General features: G+C 43.7%; 16 protein-coding genes, 1 tRNA gene and 1 pseudogene. 7 read left to right on the top strand and 11 right to left on the bottom strand.

Annotated features, from left to right (window positions below; all coding sequences use genetic code 11):
• Positions 1-27: 27 nt before the first annotated feature.
• The 4 genes from LP107_RS05760 to LP107_RS05775 form a co-directional block, all read right to left on the bottom strand.
• Positions 28-774, bottom strand: coding sequence for a phosphate/phosphite/phosphonate ABC transporter substrate-binding protein (locus LP107_RS05760; protein WP_115370064.1), 747 nt, complete (start codon positions 772-774; stop codon positions 28-30).
• Positions 774-1,262 carry a PAS domain-containing protein gene (locus LP107_RS05765; RefSeq protein ID WP_228144924.1) on the bottom strand — a complete coding sequence of 163 codons (489 nt, stop codon included), beginning with the start codon at positions 1,260-1,262 and terminating at the stop codon, positions 774-776. The genes LP107_RS05760 and LP107_RS05765 overlap by 1 nt, the downstream gene beginning before the upstream one ends.
• A gap of 46 nt (positions 1,263-1,308) precedes the next feature.
• A complete protein-coding gene (locus tag LP107_RS05770) occupies positions 1,309-1,671 on the bottom strand; it encodes a roadblock/LC7 domain-containing protein (protein WP_029103970.1) in 363 nt (120 codons plus the stop codon).
• 411 nt (positions 1,672-2,082) lie between these two features.
• The gene (locus LP107_RS05775) at positions 2,083-2,637 is read right to left on the bottom strand and encodes a carboxymuconolactone decarboxylase family protein (RefSeq protein WP_112742361.1); all 555 of its coding nucleotides are present in this window, start codon (positions 2,635-2,637) and stop codon (positions 2,083-2,085) included.
• Positions 2,638-2,907: 270 nt separating this feature from the next.
• Here LP107_RS05775 and clpB point away from each other — a divergent pair, with 270 nt between their 5' ends.
• Positions 2,908-5,481: an ATP-dependent chaperone ClpB gene (gene clpB, locus LP107_RS05780; RefSeq protein ID WP_264675884.1), complete on the top strand. Its 2,574-nt coding sequence runs from the start codon at positions 2,908-2,910 to the stop codon at positions 5,479-5,481.
• Between the two features lie 297 nt (positions 5,482-5,778).
• Here the strand turns inward: clpB and LP107_RS05785 are convergent.
• Positions 5,779-5,855 (bottom strand) — tRNA-Ile (locus LP107_RS05785).
• Between the two features lie 151 nt (positions 5,856-6,006).
• Here LP107_RS05785 and purM point away from each other — a divergent pair.
• The 5 genes from purM to purN all read left to right on the top strand — a co-directional run bounded on the left by purM (position 6,007) and on the right by purN (position 8,632).
• Positions 6,007-7,050 (top strand): phosphoribosylformylglycinamidine cyclo-ligase, encoded by a 1,044-nt coding sequence (gene purM / locus LP107_RS05790; protein ID WP_078273792.1) that lies wholly within the window; start codon positions 6,007-6,009, stop codon positions 7,048-7,050.
• Between the two features lie 76 nt (positions 7,051-7,126).
• A complete protein-coding gene (locus tag LP107_RS05795) occupies positions 7,127-7,324 on the top strand; it encodes a hypothetical protein (RefSeq protein ID WP_078273791.1) in 198 nt (65 codons plus the stop codon).
• Between the two features lie 35 nt (positions 7,325-7,359).
• Positions 7,360-7,602 carry a hypothetical protein gene (locus tag LP107_RS05800; protein ID WP_078273790.1) on the top strand — a complete coding sequence of 81 codons (243 nt, stop codon included), beginning with the start codon at positions 7,360-7,362 and terminating at the stop codon, positions 7,600-7,602.
• Positions 7,602-7,895: a type II toxin-antitoxin system VapC family toxin gene (locus LP107_RS05805; RefSeq protein WP_112742359.1), complete on the top strand. Its 294-nt coding sequence runs from the start codon at positions 7,602-7,604 to the stop codon at positions 7,893-7,895. Before LP107_RS05800 ends, LP107_RS05805 begins: the two co-directional genes overlap by 1 nt.
• A gap of 95 nt (positions 7,896-7,990) precedes the next feature.
• Positions 7,991-8,632, top strand: a complete 642-nt coding sequence (gene purN, locus LP107_RS05810) for a phosphoribosylglycinamide formyltransferase (protein WP_078273788.1) — start codon at positions 7,991-7,993, stop codon at positions 8,630-8,632.
• A 55-nt stretch (positions 8,633-8,687) separates the two neighbouring features.
• On the opposite strand, the gene LP107_RS05815 is transcribed toward purN, so the two are convergent.
• The 5 genes from LP107_RS05815 to LP107_RS05835 form a co-directional block, all read right to left on the bottom strand.
• A complete protein-coding gene (locus LP107_RS05815) occupies positions 8,688-9,302 on the bottom strand; it encodes a hypothetical protein (RefSeq protein WP_078273787.1) in 615 nt (204 codons plus the stop codon).
• 166 nt (positions 9,303-9,468) lie between these two features.
• Complete coding sequence (locus tag LP107_RS05820) at positions 9,469-10,407, bottom strand: P-loop NTPase fold protein (protein WP_112742358.1); 939 nt, start codon at positions 10,405-10,407, stop codon at positions 9,469-9,471.
• A 61-nt stretch (positions 10,408-10,468) separates the two neighbouring features.
• Positions 10,469-11,866, bottom strand: coding sequence for an adenylosuccinate lyase (gene purB, locus LP107_RS05825; RefSeq protein WP_078273786.1), 1,398 nt, complete (start codon positions 11,864-11,866; stop codon positions 10,469-10,471).
• Positions 11,867-11,951: 85 nt separating this feature from the next.
• Entirely contained in the window at positions 11,952-13,082 is a 1,131-nt protein-coding gene (locus LP107_RS05830) for a L,D-transpeptidase family protein (protein ID WP_158079626.1), read from the bottom strand.
• 109 nt (positions 13,083-13,191) lie between these two features.
• Positions 13,192-14,196 carry a hypothetical protein gene (locus LP107_RS05835; RefSeq protein WP_078273784.1) on the bottom strand — a complete coding sequence of 335 codons (1,005 nt, stop codon included), beginning with the start codon at positions 14,194-14,196 and terminating at the stop codon, positions 13,192-13,194.
• 208 nt (positions 14,197-14,404) lie between these two features.
• On the opposite strand from LP107_RS05835, the pseudogene LP107_RS05840 reads away from it, so the two are divergent.
• A pseudogene (locus tag LP107_RS05840) lies at positions 14,405-14,954 on the top strand (IS1 family transposase).
• 173 nt (positions 14,955-15,127) lie between these two features.
• Here the strand turns inward: LP107_RS05840 and rodA are convergent.
• Positions 15,128-16,270 carry a rod shape-determining protein RodA gene (rodA, locus tag LP107_RS05845; RefSeq protein ID WP_078273783.1) on the bottom strand — a complete coding sequence of 381 codons (1,143 nt, stop codon included), beginning with the start codon at positions 16,268-16,270 and terminating at the stop codon, positions 15,128-15,130.
• Between the last annotated feature and the right edge of the window lie 279 nt (positions 16,271-16,549).

Raw genomic sequence — 16,549 nt, forward strand, 5'->3', positions numbered from 1 at the left:
GCACAGCCAAACCCACCTGCAACCCTACTAGTCAAGCAAAGTTTCCATAAGGTCAATCATGAACTCGGCATATTCTTCATCCATGGGTTCAAAACCATCAGGCATGCCAAGCTCGCTTAGCACCGCTTGACCATCGGCATCATCTTTTAGCGACAAAATCACTTTGGCGACATCGTCCGCCTCGGCAAAGCCGTCTTTGACCAAAATAACGTGCGAGATGGTGGCGATGTTACTCTCGATGAGTACATTAAGTTGTGATTTGGTCAGCTTGGACAGTGAATGATAAATCTCAGCGATAAAAAATGCCGCATCTGCTTCGCCTTTGACCACTTGTTTGGCGGCGGCTTGATAAGTCTCAGTGATGACAAATTCAACATCATCTTCGGTCAAATCCACCGCTTCAAGCAGACGCAGACCGATGAGTTTGACATCACGGTTGTCTGCCATGGCGATTTTGGCACCTGCTTTTAAATCATCCAAGGTCTTGATATTGCCACCTGCTGATGAGATGATTGCCATTTCGTCAGACTTACCAACAGGGCGAGCAACAGCACGGTAGCCATCTTCACGAATGAGTTTGGCAGCATCAAAAGGGTTGGCGTAGATGATTTTAACATCGTCTTTTGCTACGCTATTTTCTTGCTCAGCGTGTGAGGCGGGCGTGATAAGGTGCAACGCTTGACCCGAGCGTTTTTGTAGCAAGGTGTTAAACATGTGCCAACCAGCAAAACGCTCTGGCGAGAAATCAGGGGCAATCAGAAAATTATGAGCCATTATTCTGCTCCTTTCATGGTAACGTATTGGGCAGTTGCCGCTTCAATCTTACTACGGCTAGGCTTACGGCGTACAGACGTATAACCAACGGTCTCGCCACGACGCACGTTTGGCACAACAGTGGCATACACCCAGTAGTGCGAGCCGTCTTTGCATAGGTTTTTGACATAGCCGTGCCATTTGTTGCCCGCTTTGACGGTCGCCCATAGGTCGGCATAGGCGGCTTTTGGCATGTCGGGGTGGCGTAGGATGTGCTGGGGCTTGCCGATAAGCTCGTCTTCGGTATAGCCACTAATCTCAACAAAGGCATCGTTTACGTGAGTAAGTACGCCATCTAAGTCGGTGCGAGAGACGATGAGTCTGCCGTCAGGAAACGGGCGTTCTACGCCAGTGTCATAAACGGTGCGTGTCGTGCCATCAAAGAAAGTTAGGGTGTGTTCGGTGGCATCGCCGGCAGGTTTTGCCATGTCTTCTAATTGAATACTCAAAACAAGTCTCCTTAATTTAACTTGTTAATAAAATAAGGCAAAGGATTTAGATGAGTTTTGCCAAGGCTTCTGAGGCGCGTTTGATGTCTAGGAAAATCAAGCCTAGTTTGGCATTTGGTTTGGCAAGAATGGTCAGTACTGCTTCTCCGCCTGCTGAGGTCATGATGACATAGCCTTTCTCGCCTTGTACGAGTAGGCGGTCGATTTTACCACGAGCCAGCTCAGTGCCTGCACGGTCGCCTAGTGACAGTAGGGCGGCACTCATCGCACCCACACGGTCTTCGTCAATGCCAGAGGGTAGGGCGGAGGCAATCATCAAGCCGTCTGTTGAGATAAGGGCAGAGGCTTCGACATCCGCAGATGAGCTGTTTAGGTCGTCTAGAATTTGTTGGAACATGTCTGTACGCATGGTGTATTCCTTGAAACGAGTGGTTGTGAATGAATTAATGTCAAGGTATTAGCCGTTGTCCAAAAGATTGACATCAATCAATATTATTATACAATCGCCATTCATAAATACAAGCATAAAAACGGTTGTTGCTAAAAGATTTGTTTTATAGTCTGCCAACTTTGAAATAATACTGCGTCAAACTCGCTCGTAGTACTACTTGTACAACTTCGCTCGTTTTCCTTGTCTTATTTCAAGTTTGTTTGACTATAATAAAAAACTTGTCGATAAATGGCGAATGAAAATAAAACCCTTATTATTATAAGGGTTGTATGAGTGTTTGACAATGATTATTTATCTATTTTGTGATAATATTTATATTTTAAATATATGTTTAACAAGATTTTAATCATTGTTTAAAATGGTCAAGCATTAACGGTTTGGACCAAAGGCAGCCAGCTCTGGGTTGATGTCAGTCTTGGCAACGGTGTTGGCGTAGTTGCACAGGGTAGACAGTGCCACGCCCATGATGACATCTAGGACGTTTTGATCATTGTAGCCGGCTGATTTAAACGCTTCTAGCTCTTCGTCAGAGACTTGACCACGCTTGTCGATAAGTTGCATGGTGAACTGGGCTAGGGCTTGGTATTTGGCGTTTTCGTCAATGCCCGTGCGAGTACGCAGGGCCTCTACGACCGCGGGCGACATTTTTAGGCGAGCTTCAGCGATCTTGGTGTGTCCTGCCACACAAAAATCACAGCCGTTATGAACAGCAGCGGTGATTTGAATGACTTCAACCTCTTCGGCAGTCAGCGAGTTTTTGCTGTTTAGTTTACTCACTTCTTGATACATTTCAAGGGCTTGCGGTGAGTTGGCAAGTACGCCGATAAGATTTGGGATAAAGCCATTGGCTTTTTGTACCGCTTCAACACGCTCTTTGGCTTTTTCGGGGGCGGTATCAACGGTATGTAGGGCTAGACGAGTCATGTAGTTCTCCTAATTCATTGCTTCTTAACTTTAGCAGAAGCAATTCATGTTTTGAGTTGAGTTAAAGTAACAAAACCTATATGGGAATGGGTGTAAAAATTACAAGGGATTTTTAAAAATTTATAAATTTTTATGAAAATCAATGGTTTATAAAGATTTTATGGTTTAGCCAATTTTTTGTTATTGAAAATTTTGCATTTGTCAAGCATATATTTGACAAGCGGGAAAAACTTTTCCCAAATGCAAAAAATAAACGACGAAAGGTAAAACATGAACTTTGATAAACTCACCCAAAAAGTGCAAAAAACTCTGCAATCCGCCCAATCCCTAGCGGTGGGGCGTGATAATACAGCGATTTTTGCCATGCACGTCTTGTCCGTCATGCTCCAAGATGAAAGCAATGTCGCCATGCTAAGCCAAGCAGGGGCGGACATCAACAGGCTAAACCATGACACCGCCAAAAAACTAGACGATTTGGCGACCTTATCCACGCCCACAGGTCAAGCCAGTCTCGCCCCTGATTTGGCACAGGTGCTAAACCTTGCCGATAAATTCGCCACCAAGGCAGGCGACAGCTTTGTGCCAAGCGAATGGGTGCTGTTCGCCCTAAGTCAGACAGGCGATACCAAAAAAGTCTTGGCAGATGCGGGCGTGGATACTCAAAAATTACAAGCTATCATTAACCATATCCGTGGGGGAGATACCGTGAACACTCAAAATGCCGAAGACACCAGACACGCCCTAGAAAAGTACACCGTCAATCTGACCGACCGAGCCCGTGACGGCAAACTTGACCCTGTTATCGGGCGAGACGATGAGATTCGCCGTACCGTGCAAGTTTTGTCAAGACGCACCAAAAACAACCCCGTTTTGATAGGCGAACCAGGGGTGGGTAAAACCGCCATTGTGGAGGGCTTGGCAAGCCGTATCGTCAATGGCGAAGTACCTGAAAGCCTAAAAAATAAAGAAGTGCTATCGCTTGACATGGGCTCACTCATCGCAGGGGCGAAATATCATGGCGAGTTTGAAGAGCGTCTAAAAGGCGTGCTAAATGACCTTGCCAAACAAGACGGCAACATTATCCTATTTATTGACGAGCTACACACCATGGTGGGGGCAGGCAAGACCAGTGGGGCAATGGACGCAGGCAATATGCTAAAACCTGCCCTAGCCCGTGGCGAGTTACGCTGTGTGGGGGCGACAACCCTTGATGAATACCGCCAATACATTGAAAAAGACCCTGCCTTGGAGAGACGTTTTCAAAAGGTGCTGGTGGACGAGCCAAGCGTAGAGGACACCATTGCCATTTTGCGTGGGCTAAAAGAGCGGTATGAGCTACATCACGGGGTCAAAATCCTTGACAGTGCCATTATCGCCGCCGCCAAAATGTCGCACCGTTACATCACTGACCGTAAGCTCCCTGATAAGGCGATTGATTTGATTGATGAAGCAGCGTCTCGCATAAAAATGGAGCTCGACAGCAAGCCTGAAAGCCTTGACAAACTTGACAGACGCATCATTCAATTAAAAATGCAGTTAGAAACTGTCAAAAAAGAAGATGATGCAGGAAGCCTTGCACAGGTTAAGCAGTTGCAAACCCAAATTGATGAATTAACCAAAGAATACAATGACTTAGAAGAGATTTGGAAAGCCGAAAAAGCCCTAGTAGAAGGCACCAAGCACGCCCAAATTGAGCTTGATAAGGCACGCATTGCCCTAGAAAAAGCCCAACGTGAGAGCAACTGGGAGCAGGCAGGGCGTTTGCAATATGAGATTATTCCTAATTTGCAAAAACAGCTTGCCGATGAACAGCATGATGACACAGGCACGCCAAAGCTCCTAAGAAATAAGGTAACGGACAATGAGATTGCCGAAGTGGTGTCGCACGCCACAGGCATTCCTGTTGCCAAGATGATGCAAGGCGAGCGTGATAAGATGCTTGGCATGGAGACGATTTTGCATGAGCGTGTGGTCGGTCAAGACGAAGCGGTCAAATCGGTTGCCAATGCCGTCCGCCGTAGCCGTGCAGGGCTGTCCGACCCCAACCGCCCAAGTGGCTCGTTCCTATTTTTAGGCCCGACAGGCGTGGGTAAAACTGAGCTTACCAAATCGCTTGCCAATTTCTTGTTTGATGACGAGACGGCCATGGTGCGAATTGACATGAGCGAGTTTATGGAAAAGCACAGCGTAAGCCGTCTGGTGGGAGCTCCTCCCGGCTATGTTGGCTATGAAGAAGGGGGTGTTTTGACCGAAGCGGTTCGCCGTAAGCCGTATAGTGTGGTGCTATTTGACGAAGTGGAAAAGGCTCACCCTGATGTGTTTAATATCCTACTACAAGTCTTAGATGACGGGCGTTTGACCGACTCTCAGGGGCGTGTGGTGGACTTTAAAAGCACCGTGATTATCATGACCTCAAACCTTGGCAGTCATAAAATCTTTGACATGGCAGGGGACGAGTACGAAAAGATAAAATCGGCGGTCATGGAGTCGGTGAACGCTCATTTTCGCCCCGAGTTTATCAACCGTATTGATGAGATTGTGGTCTTTCATCCGCTTGGGCAGTCGCAAATGGCAGGCATTGCCAGCATTCAGCTTGACCGCCTAAGAGCCAGACTAAAAGAGCGTGAGCTTGGTCTTGTCTTATCAGATGAAGCGATGAATGAGCTGGTGTCGGCGGGGTACGACCCTGTGTTTGGGGCAAGACCGCTCAAACGTGCCATTGTCCAAGAGATTGAAAATCCCCTTGCCCAAAAACTCCTAGCAGGCGAGTTTGTCGCAGGCGATACCATTTCGGTGGGGGTAGAAAATGGGGTATTGACGTTTGATAAACTAAGATTTAGTTAATTTATCGATAGTCGTCCAAAAAGTATGCTGAACTAGGTTTTCCGTTCGCCCTGAGCTATGCCTACGGGTAGGAAAACCGTTATGGTTCGACAAGCTCACCACGAACGGTTTTCTTTGTAGCATACTTTTTGAACCAAAGCCAATTTATCAAGTAGTTAAACCAATCTAATGAACAATGCCCCAAAAGTCAAATACTAACTTTTGGGGTGTTTGGTTTTAAATATTAATTGGTTATTCTTAAACACAAAAAAATCAGGGTTTTAATCTCTTAAAACCTTGATTTTACTTATTTTAATATGGTAGGCCCAGCAGGACTTGAACCTGCGACCAAAGGATTATGAGTCCTCTGCTCTAACCAACTGAGCTATAGGCCCGAAAAAACAAAGATAATTATACTTGATAAAGTGCGTTTAGTAAAGTGTTTTTTTGCATTTTTATAAAAATCACAAATATCGCCCGAAAAGTTATCATCCGCTCTGATTTTTGTTATAATAGGACAATTTATTTAACCCAATAGGAACTCTCATGACTTCTCATTCTCTTAGCTACAAAGACGCAGGCGTTGATATTGAAGCAGGCGAAGCCCTTGTTCAACGTATCAAATCTGTCGCCCGTGCCACGACCCGCCCCGAAGTTGTAGGCGGACTTGGCGGGTTTGGGGCGTTGTGCCGTATCCCACAAGGCTACAAATCGCCCCTTTTGGTCTCTGGCACGGACGGCGTTGGTACCAAATTAAAGCTCGCCCTAGACCTAAACCGCCACGAAACCATCGGTCAAGACTTGGTAGCAATGTGTGTAAACGACCTTTTGGTGTGCGGTGCTGAGCCGTTATTTTTCTTAGATTATTACGCCACAGGCAAACTTGATGTGGACGTTGCCGAGACAGTCATCAAGGGGATTGGGGATGGTTGTCAGCTGTCAAATTGTGCCTTAATCGGTGGCGAAACTGCCGAAATGCCTGGTATGTATCAAGACGAAGATTATGACTTGGCAGGCTTTTGTGTGGGCGTGGTAGAAGAATCTGAGGTCATCACAGGGGCAAACGTCCAAAAAGGCGATGTGCTGATTGCCTTGGCAAGCTCTGGCGTGCATTCTAATGGCTACTCGCTTGTGCGAAAAGTGATTGACGTGTCGGGCGTGGACGTCAATGCTCATACGCTAGGCAATAGCGAGAGCTTAGCGGACGCATTCATGAAGCCCACTCGCATTTATGTCAAATCGGTAAACGCCCTACAAAAACAGCTTGGCAACAAGAACATTCATGCCATGGCACATATTACAGGTGGCGGTCTGACCGAAAACTTGCCCCGAGTGTTGCCCGAGAGTCTATCTGCCGAGATTGACCTTGCCACTTGGGAATTTCCTGCCGTCTTTGACTGGCTACAACAGGCAGGTAACATCGCCCAAAGTGAGATGGTGCGTACCTTTAACTGTGGCGTGGGCTTTGTGATTGTCGTCCCTGCCGATAAAAAAGACGAAACGTTGGCATTTCTGACTGCACAAGGCGAAACCGCTTGGCAAATCGGACAGATTGTAGAGCGTGCTGATAAAGCGGTGGTTTATGTTTAAAAGCTGAATGGCTTTTAAACAATTGGTAAATTGGGTTTATTGCTTAAAGATAAACCCAATTTAAAAAGGATAATTTATGCAAATGTCTAACACAGCATTATCGCCAAAAGTGCAAGCGATATTACCTGCTTTGGAAAATCTAAAAGCAGATGACTATTCTTTTTTGTTAGAATTTTTACAAAATAAAATCGTTAAAATAGATAAGCAAGAAATGCCATTGAGCCGTCAAGAAATTGCTAAAAAGCGTTTGGGGTTTTTAAAGAGTAACAATTAAAAATCAGGTTGAGTTTATCAATCAAGGAAATTCAAATGACCATTGAGCAAGCAGTCTATGAAATCACCCATACAGCCAGTTATAATGAAAGACTTTGGGCGATTGAAGAGATTATCCAAAGTTTAAAAAATGTCGCCCCAAAAGCAAATACAAATGACAAAAAAGATGAACAGATTTTAACACATAAACGCTTTAACCGTTTTCCGAAAGCCATGACAATGAGTGATGATTTTGATGATGATTTGGGTGATGAATTTTGGCTTGGGAAAGATGTATAATGGCAAAATATTTATTAGATATCCATATTTTTATCTGGGTAACGTGTGAAGCCGATAAATTGCCCAAAAGATGTGCCGAGATTTTAAGTGATGATACGCACACCATTTATCTTAGCATGGCAACCATTTGTGAGATGCAAATTAAAAACCAACTTGGTAAATTACCATTAAATCAGCGGTTAAATGTAATTATTGATGATGTCATTAAAAATAACCTATATCATATTTTGCCCATTACCGAAAACCATATTTTAAACCTACAAACCCTTGAATTTCATCATATACCCCTTTGACCGTATGATTATCAGCCAAACCATGTGCGAGCATTTAACGGTATTAACGGTAGATAGTGAAATTATAAAATATCCCATTGAATGTATTAGCTAATATGAAAACATTAAAAATCGCCGTCCTAGTCTCTGGCAATGGCTCAAACCTACAAGTTTTGATTGACCAAATGCAATCAGGCAAACTGCCCATTGACATTGTCGCTGTCGTCAGCAACAAAGCGGATGCCTATGCCCTAACCCGTGCCAAAAACGCCAATATCGCTACCTTTGTCATCGACAAAAACGAACAAGGCAAAACCTATAAAAGAGCCGAATTTGAACGTCTTGCCCTTCATGTATTAAAGCCGTTGGGCGTGGATTTGGTGGTATTGGCAGGCTTTATGAAAATCCTAACCCCATTATTTATCAATGGGGTTAAAGACGAGCTAAACGCCCCCATGATAAACCTGCACCCGTCCTTACTCCCTGCCTATAAGGGGCTAGACACGCACGAGCGAGTATTAAAGTCAGGTGAGCGATATCACGGCTGCAGCGTGCATTTGGTAACAGCAGAGCTTGATGCAGGGCAAATCCTTAGCCAAGCGGTGCTAGATATCCACGCCGATGACACGCCTGCCATACTGCAAAACAGGGTTCATGCCCTAGAACACATGCTTCTACCACGCACGATAGATTTTATCGCCCATGGCGTGATAGATGTGGAGAATGTGGGCGATGTGTATCGGTTCTGGGGAAATTAGACCAATGAAAATGGATGATGAATTAAAAGGCGACCGTTTGACCGCCATTTTGGAACTATCTAATCTGCCATGTAAATTTAGTTAAATTCTCGGTGTCCTGCAACAGTAATGTAACAGCGATTTCATTATCGGGATTTTCTTTGATGTTCTCATCTAGCAATTCCAATATCCATTGGCGAACTTCTTCGCTTTTTTGTTTTGAAAAAAGACTGTGTTGTACAATGGATTCTAACAAACGCCTTCTTGACCGAAAATAATCTCCTAAATCTGACCATATTACATCACGCAAATCATCTTTTGTTGTCTCATTTACAGCTTTCTTGACATCATCATTATTGCGTTGATTGTCAGGGTTTAAAAAGAAATCTTTAAAATCTATTTTTAAGGCATGGTTTTTAATTTGCTCTTTGACAAAATCTTTAAAGATGTCATAATTCTCTACCCCAAAAGGGTAGAAGTCATCAAAATCTATTTTTCTTTTGCTATTCTCGATGGTTTTTATAATGTAGTCTTCTACTTGTTCTTTAAAAGATTTTGCTAATGTTTCATTATGTAGCTCTATCACTTTATAATAAAAACTTAGATTGTTAAAATCTTCGTATTTAATTACTTTAACTGATGAATCATAAAAATCTTGGGTAAAATTAGCATCTATATCAAGATTATGCAATTTTGATACTAGTGATTCATGGTGTTTGATGGTTTGTATTTTTTATTCTGAAATTTCATCTTGTGCAATCAGTTCTTTTATAAATTTATCATCAATATTGTAATTAAAAATATTTTCTGTTATCACTTCAACCCAATTACTTAGACAACTAAAATCAATAAAACCCTTAAAAAAAATATTCTAGTGAATTTATTATATCTACCACAGAATTGTCAGAAATATTATAAGGTTCAAAATTTAACAGATATTTCAAATCAAATACAAAATTATTATCCTTATTCTCACAAGGTATCTCGGGTTTTATTAAGTCAGCAAGTCTGACAATAAGTAGGTTTCTCAATATGCTGTCTTTGCTTGACAAGCTTAAATCATCAACCGATTCTATAATTTCTCGATAATCTCGTTTGACTCTTTCATAAAAGCGTATGTTTTTAACCGCTAATTTTTCATAAAATTCTTTATAAATATCAATCATTTCATCGTCATCAATAATAGTTTTAATAATAGAAAAATTTTCTGTCAAATGTACAATTTCATCAAATACCTTTTCTTTATATTCTTGAAATTGGTTATCTGTTTTATCTTGGTGTAAAATCACAACCACTTTACAGTTTTTCTCGGTTTTAAGATGACTAATCAACCCCATGATGTCTTTTATATCAAGGTTATCAGATTTTCTTTCCAAATCATCAATGCAAATAATCGTATCTTTTACCAAGCTAAATAATGCACCTGTAATGATATTTTGACCAATGGACAAGGCAAAACCATTGCTTTGTATGTCAGGTATTTTTACATTATTGGTAATAAAGGTAAAGAGCGATTTAATTTTTAAATTCTTTTTACTGTCTTTCTTGTCTGTACTGGTTGCTTGTGTTTGAATGGCGATTTCATATTTTAAACTATCCAAACTATCTATACCAAACAAGGAAATATAAGCATATTTTTGACAGCCCAGTTCGCTACGTTTTTCTTTATAAAAATTTTTCCAAAAATGTGTTTTGCCAATACCCCATTCGCCAGTCAAGCCAATAACATAGCCTTGGTTTTTATCGCTATTTAGGACTTTTAATAATCTTTCGTTAATGCTTTGTGTGTTTGCCATAACTTTTCCAATAAAAATAGGTGTGATAAAATCATACCACACCTATTTACCAAAAACCAAATTATTTCAAATAATCCCTCAACGCCTTCGCCTGTTTATCAGCATTACCGATATAGGTGGCAGGGGTCAGCTCGGCTAGGCGTGTACGTTCATCGGACGGAACGGCGGACAGCTCATCGCCATTGACAAAACCTACCATCATCTCACGGGTCATCGCTTGCCCACGAGTCAGAGCCTTTAATTTTTCGTAAGGTTTTTCTACGTTGTAGCGTCTCATCACGGTTTGGATAGGTTCGGCAAGTACTTCTTGGGCGTTGTCCAAATCTTCGGCTAGGCGGTCGGTATTGATTTCTAATTTACCAATGCCTTTTAGGCACGCTTCAAAGGCGATGAGACTTTGGGCAAAACCCACGCCCATGTTTCTTAAAACCGTTGAGTCGGTCAAATCACGTTGCCAGCGTGAGATTGGCAATTTTTCGCCAAGATGAGATAGTACCGCATTTGCCAAGCCAAGGTTGCCTTCGGAATTTTCAAAATCAATGGGGTTTACCTTGTGGGGCATGGTGGAGCTACCCACTTCGCCGTCTTTTAGTTTTTGCTTAAAGTAGCCAAGCGAGATATAGCCCCATACATCACGGTTAAAATCAATCAAAATCGTGTTAAAACGGCGTAACGCATCAAACAATTCCGCCATATAATCGTGCGGTTCAATCTGCGTGGTATAAGGGTTAAAGGTCAAATCCAGACTTTCCACAAAACCCTGGGAATGCTTTGCCCAGTCAATGTCGGGATAAGCGGACAGGTGGGCGTTGTAGTTGCCGACCGCTCCGTTGATTTTACCAAGCAGTTCTACATTTTTGAACTGCTTTAATTGGCGGTGCAGACGGTAGGCGACATTTGCCATTTCCTTGCCAAGCGTGGTGGGACTTGCGGTCTGTCCGTGCGTGCGAGAGAGCATGGGCGTGTCGGCATAGTTGTCAGCAAGTTTGGTAATCTCATCAATGATGGTTTGCATAGACTGGGCTAGCACATCACGACCTGATTTTAACATCAGAGCGTGCGATAGGTTGTTAATATCCTCGGACGTACAGGCAAAATGGATAAACTCGCCAGCACTGGCAAGCTCATCAATATCGGCGATTTGCTCTTTTAAAAAATACTCTACCGCTTTGACATCGTGGTTGGTGGTGCGTTCTATCTCTTTGATTCGTAGAGCGTTTTGTTCGCTAAAATTGGCAACAATGCCATTTAGCTTGTCGTTGGTGGATTGGCTAAATGGCGTGATTTCGCTGATTTCGGGGTGGTTTGCCAAGGCTTGTAGCCAGCGAATCTCAACGGTTACACGGGCGTGAATGAGTCCAAACTCGGACAAATAAGGACGCAAGGTGTTGCATTTGGACGCATAGCGACCGTCAAGGGGCGATAGGGCACTCAGGGCAGAAAAAGACAGCTCGGACATGGGATTTTCCTTACGATAAACGGGTTTAAATGGATTTGGATTTGACAACAAAAGCCCACAAATCACTTGTGGGCAAATACGGGTATTACTTAATCTCAACAGTCACGCCTTCTTGGATGTTGGCATACAGCTCTAACACGTCCCAGTTGGACAGACCGATAGAGCCAATCGGGGCGGGCTGTCCGATAATCTCAGGGTTACTCACGCCATGAATGCCATAACCTGCCCTGTCTAGGCTCATCCATGCCACGCCAACGGGGCTGTTAGCACCGGGGGGTAGAATAAAGGTTTGTTTGCTGTCGCCTTTGGTGACGGTGGCACGATAGTGGGGCATTTTAACTTTGCTGTTTAGGTTATAAACGCCTTTTTCGGCAGGTTTTTTGCTGTTGCCGATGGTGGCAGGGTAGCTTGCCATGAGCGTGTCGCCTTGGTAGGCGGTGACGGTGTTGGTTGCGGTGTTGGCGATGATTTTGTCAAAACCGCCTTCAAAAGCATCTTTGGTATTGACCACGGTAATGCTCTCGCCTGCCACGAATTTTTTGTTGGGGTTGATTTTGGTGAGATAGTCGATACGCATGTGAAAGCGTTCGGCAAGTTTTTCTTGAATGCTCTCATAGCCTAGGTCGCTAAGTTTTGAGCGGGCTTCGACACTGCTTGGTAATTTGCCAAGCTTGGTGATGTCATCTTTGGTGATGGTGTAGCTGACCAGTACGTCATCCGCCCCCACGCTTAGAGCGTCCCATGTTTCTTGGTTCATCTTGCCAGTGGCGGGCAGGTTTTTCATGCGTTGGAAGTTGGCAAGGGCGTTTTTGCTGTTATTGCCCCAACCGCCGTCAATCGCCCCGACAGACGCATGGTGTTGGTCTAGCAGTGCTTGAATCTTGACCGTCATGGCACTATTGACTTTCATGTTGGGCGACCATGTGGACTCGTTTACGGTCTTGGCATATTCGGACAAATCCACTTTGGTGTAGCGTTTGCCTGACTTTTCAAGGCTTTTGATGGTGGCGGTGTCGCTACTGGTTTTTTTGGTGTCAATCTGACTGGCGGTGTCGCTGTCATCGGTGGTCAGCAGCGTAGGGTCAAAGGTGTTTTTTGTCCCCGATTGGGTGGTTTTAACATCAAGTTGGGCAAAGGCGGTCGTACCACAGATGGCAAGTGTGGACAGTGCCAATGTGGTGAGTTTTTTAGAACAGGATTTTTTAAAATAAAACATGGCAAATCTCATTTTATAAACAAAAAACACCGCTTATTATGCGTGAAAATGGCACAAATGACAAGGGCGGACAAGTAGGATTGTTGTAAATTTTGTATCGCCAATCCGCCTAAAACACCATTTCTAAGCGGTTAAATACGCCCAAATGATGGTCTCGGTCTTGGTTTTTGTCATTATAATAACTGATGTCCGTCTGCACAAACAGCCATTTTCGCCATACAGGTTGGCGATAGCTGACATAAGGACCATAAATGTCGAGTTCAAACTTCTTGTCTGCGACATCGCCCCCTGTATAAATGCCATAGCTAAACGCTCGTGTGCCGTGCTTGCCGTCTAGGTAGTGCTGTTGGTACAAGCTGTTACTCCATGCGGTCTCCTCGGTGTCTTTGTGGGCATAGGATAGGTGCGTGCGATTGACGAGCGTGCGGTGCTTGGACTGGGGCTGGCTAAATTCAAGCGTGGATAGGGCATAATGCTCGCTCTTGGTGCCGTAGCGATACATCTGTTCAAAGCGGGCGTTAATGCGGTGGTCAAGCTCCCATTTTTTCTCACCTCGCAGTTTAAGATATAAATCACTAGACCGCAGACCAATGTCGGCATCCGTCTCTATGCCGATGTCGTCTTGGAATTTTGACCAACGCAGAGCGAGCGATGTGTTGTCTTCACGACTTTGACGGCGGTCAAAGGTGCTGTCGCCATAAGTTACGGCACGTCCATCATTATAGATACCGCCCCCTTGTTCTAAGTCCAAATCGTCATCACCAATCATTACGCTTAGGCGGTTTTCAAGTGTTGGCAGTTTGATACGTCCACGAATACGGGGCTTGACGGTCGTGACATCATATTCATTATGATGCGTGTCAAGCATTAAACGGATGGACGCACGAGCAGGTTCATCAGGGTCGGTCTCGCCAAACCAGCTGTCCATGTGTCGTGCGGTGCGATTGAGCCAACCTTTGGTGTCGTCTCGGGTGTCATCAAGCCATGTGTTGTTCTCAGGTTCTAGGTTGGGGCTGTCCGTGTCTGATGTTATGGTGTCATTGGCATGAGCAAAGGCAGGCAGGGCAAGACAGGTCAGTAAACACAAAGTCGGGCGAGAGATGATGGGCAACATAAAAACACCAAGTTGTCAAAATTTATCCAAATCATATCATATTATTACTAGGACGTGTAAAACATTGATAACATTTTAATCAATTTTTGCATGAAAAATGGCTATCCGACCACTTAATTTAAAGGTAGTAATCCAAAAAGTATGCTATAACAAAAACTAAAAAGACAACTTGCACAAAAGTTGGTAATTTACGGTTATGAAGACATAAATTACCATTACTTGCCCAAGTTGCCTGTCGGTTAGTATAAAGAAAAATGGCATAGAAAGCTATGGCAAACAGAGCTATTTTTGCAAAGATTGTCATAGACAGTTTGTTCATCATTTACAGCTTACTGACAAAGGTTGTCAATCTTACATCAATGACAAAATACGCTTAATGTCAGCTTGTGGTTGTCGTATTGCTGACATTGTGATACTTGAACAAGTCAGTAAGGGTAAAGTATTTAGCGTGCTTGCAAACAGTAATCACCAAATCAAACCAAGACAAAAGCATTACAATACCTTAAAGATAGATGAGTTTAGGTATGAGTTTTAACAAAATTGCTTGTGATGATTGGGACAGCTTTCTTGTTGCTTTTAAGCACTCTATCAAACAAGTGGGCAAACGCTTTACCGTTGGTATTGAAGGCAACAACACAAGGCTTAGAGCCTTTGTTAGGCGAGCATTTAGAAAAACGTGTTGTTTCTCTAAAAACCTAACCAATCATCTTAAAGCATTTGACTTGGTGTTTCATTATATCAACCATGGGTGGGTGTAGCATACTTTTTGGACTAGAGACAAAAAATTTGACAAAATAAAGGGCTTTCCCAACCATTATTTATGATTTTTTGTCATAAATCTGTCATGTTCTTATCTTAACATGATTTATAACAAAACCGTACATCATTTTATGACATACGGTTTTAAAATAGCGACAGAAGGTATTGTGTCCTACTGCTTGGTATGAGTATGCACGCAGGTTAGCAGTCCAAAGCCTGCCATCAGAGTAATCACTGCCGTACCGCCATAACTGATAAATGGCAAAGGCACGCCAACCACGGGCAGTATGCCACTGACCATGCCCATATTCACAAAAATATAGACAAAAAATGACATGGTCAATGCCCCAGCGAGCAGACGACAATAAGTGTCAGGATTGACAACGGCAATATAAAAAGAACGAGCCAGTAAGCACAGATAAAAGAACAGCAACAGACCCACGCCTGCCAAACCAAATTCTTCACTAAACGCCGCGATGGCAAAGTCGGTATGACCTTCGGGCAAAAAGTGTAAGTGCGACTGCGTGCCTTCTAGATAGCCTTTGCCTGTCAAGCCACCCGAACCGATGGCGGTTTTTGATTGGATGATGTTCCAACCTGCTCCCAAGGCGTCCGCTTCGGGGTCAACTAGGGTCATGACACGGGTTTTTTGGTAGTCGTGCATGTAAAAATTCCACAAGCCCCACACAAAAGGAATGAATACCGCAATTGCCCCACCAATCATCCACCAAGGCAACCCCGACAAAAACAGCACAAACATACCACTGGCTGCCACCAAAATAGACGTCCCCAAATCAGGTTCTTTGGCGATGAGTATCACAGGCACAGCGATGATGGCAAGCGTGGTAAAGACCGTGGGAATGCTTGGTGGTAGCTCCTTTCTGGATAGATACCACGCACACATCATCGGCATGCCAAGTTTCATGAACTCAGACGGCTGAACGCTACCAAAGCCAGGGATGCCAATCCAACGCCTCGCCCCCATGCGAACTTCGCCAATAATCTCAACGAGTACCAACAAAATCAGCCCCAATACATAAAAAATAGGGCTTAGTGTGCGATAAAAAGTCGGGGGAATCTGTGCCATGACTGCCATGACCACAAAGGCAATGCCATAGCTCACCATTTGTCGGATGACCATGGCGGTGTTTTGCGTGGACGCACTGTATAGCACCGTCAAGCCCACAAAGCAGATACTGAACAAAATCAGGGTCAGCCACGGGTCGATGTGAATGCGTTGCCACACGCTCGGCTCTAAATCTCGCCCAACGAAGTGATGGCTTTGGCGTGAAAATCGGTACTGTTCTTCTCTCATGGCAAGTCGTGGTGCGGTTGGATGAACTTTTGATAAAATTTATCAAAAAATTGCTGATAGTTGGCGGATTTCATGATAAATTATAAGATGGTCGTGTAAGTTACCTGATGTATCGGCGACTGATATTTTTATCAAAACATATTAGGGCGTGTTGAACATTGATAACATTTTATACAATGTGATAAAATTTAATGACTCCAATCAATTTTTGCATGAAAAATGGCTAAATCTTGTGGCTCGAAGTCAAAAACTTGTCTGATAAAATGACTATCAGCCTGC

Source organism: Moraxella bovis, from assembly GCF_025985205.1.
GTDB lineage: Bacteria > Pseudomonadota > Gammaproteobacteria > Pseudomonadales > Moraxellaceae > Moraxella > Moraxella bovis.

Excerpts from the sequence above, each read along its gene's own strand:
- clpB (WP_264675884.1), top strand. The coding sequence starts at position 2,908 with ATGAACTTTGATAAACTCACCCAAAAAGTGCAAAAAACTCTGCAATCC.
- LP107_RS05800 (WP_078273790.1), top strand. The coding sequence starts at position 7,360 with ATGACCATTGAGCAAGCAGTCTATGAAATCACCCATACAGCCAGTTAT.
- LP107_RS05805 (WP_112742359.1), top strand. The coding sequence starts at position 7,602 with ATGGCAAAATATTTATTAGATATCCATATTTTTATCTGGGTAACGTGT.
- LP107_RS05795 (WP_078273791.1), top strand. The coding sequence starts at position 7,127 with ATGCAAATGTCTAACACAGCATTATCGCCAAAAGTGCAAGCGATATTA.
- LP107_RS05830 (WP_158079626.1), bottom strand. The coding sequence starts at position 13,082 with ATGTTTTATTTTAAAAAATCCTGTTCTAAAAAACTCACCACATTGGCA.
- rodA (WP_078273783.1), bottom strand. The coding sequence starts at position 16,270 with ATGAGAGAAGAACAGTACCGATTTTCACGCCAAAGCCATCACTTCGTT.
- LP107_RS05775 (WP_112742361.1), bottom strand. The coding sequence starts at position 2,637 with ATGACTCGTCTAGCCCTACATACCGTTGATACCGCCCCCGAAAAAGCC.
- LP107_RS05835 (WP_078273784.1), bottom strand. The coding sequence starts at position 14,196 with ATGTTGCCCATCATCTCTCGCCCGACTTTGTGTTTACTGACCTGTCTT.
- LP107_RS05760 (WP_115370064.1), bottom strand. The coding sequence starts at position 774 with ATGGCTCATAATTTTCTGATTGCCCCTGATTTCTCGCCAGAGCGTTTT.
- purN (WP_078273788.1), top strand. The coding sequence starts at position 7,991 with ATGAAAACATTAAAAATCGCCGTCCTAGTCTCTGGCAATGGCTCAAAC.
- LP107_RS05820 (WP_112742358.1), bottom strand. The coding sequence starts at position 10,407 with ATGGCAAACACACAAAGCATTAACGAAAGATTATTAAAAGTCCTAAAT.
- purB (WP_078273786.1), bottom strand. The coding sequence starts at position 11,866 with ATGTCCGAGCTGTCTTTTTCTGCCCTGAGTGCCCTATCGCCCCTTGAC.
- purM (WP_078273792.1), top strand. The coding sequence starts at position 6,007 with ATGACTTCTCATTCTCTTAGCTACAAAGACGCAGGCGTTGATATTGAA.
- LP107_RS05770 (WP_029103970.1), bottom strand. The coding sequence starts at position 1,671 with ATGCGTACAGACATGTTCCAACAAATTCTAGACGACCTAAACAGCTCA.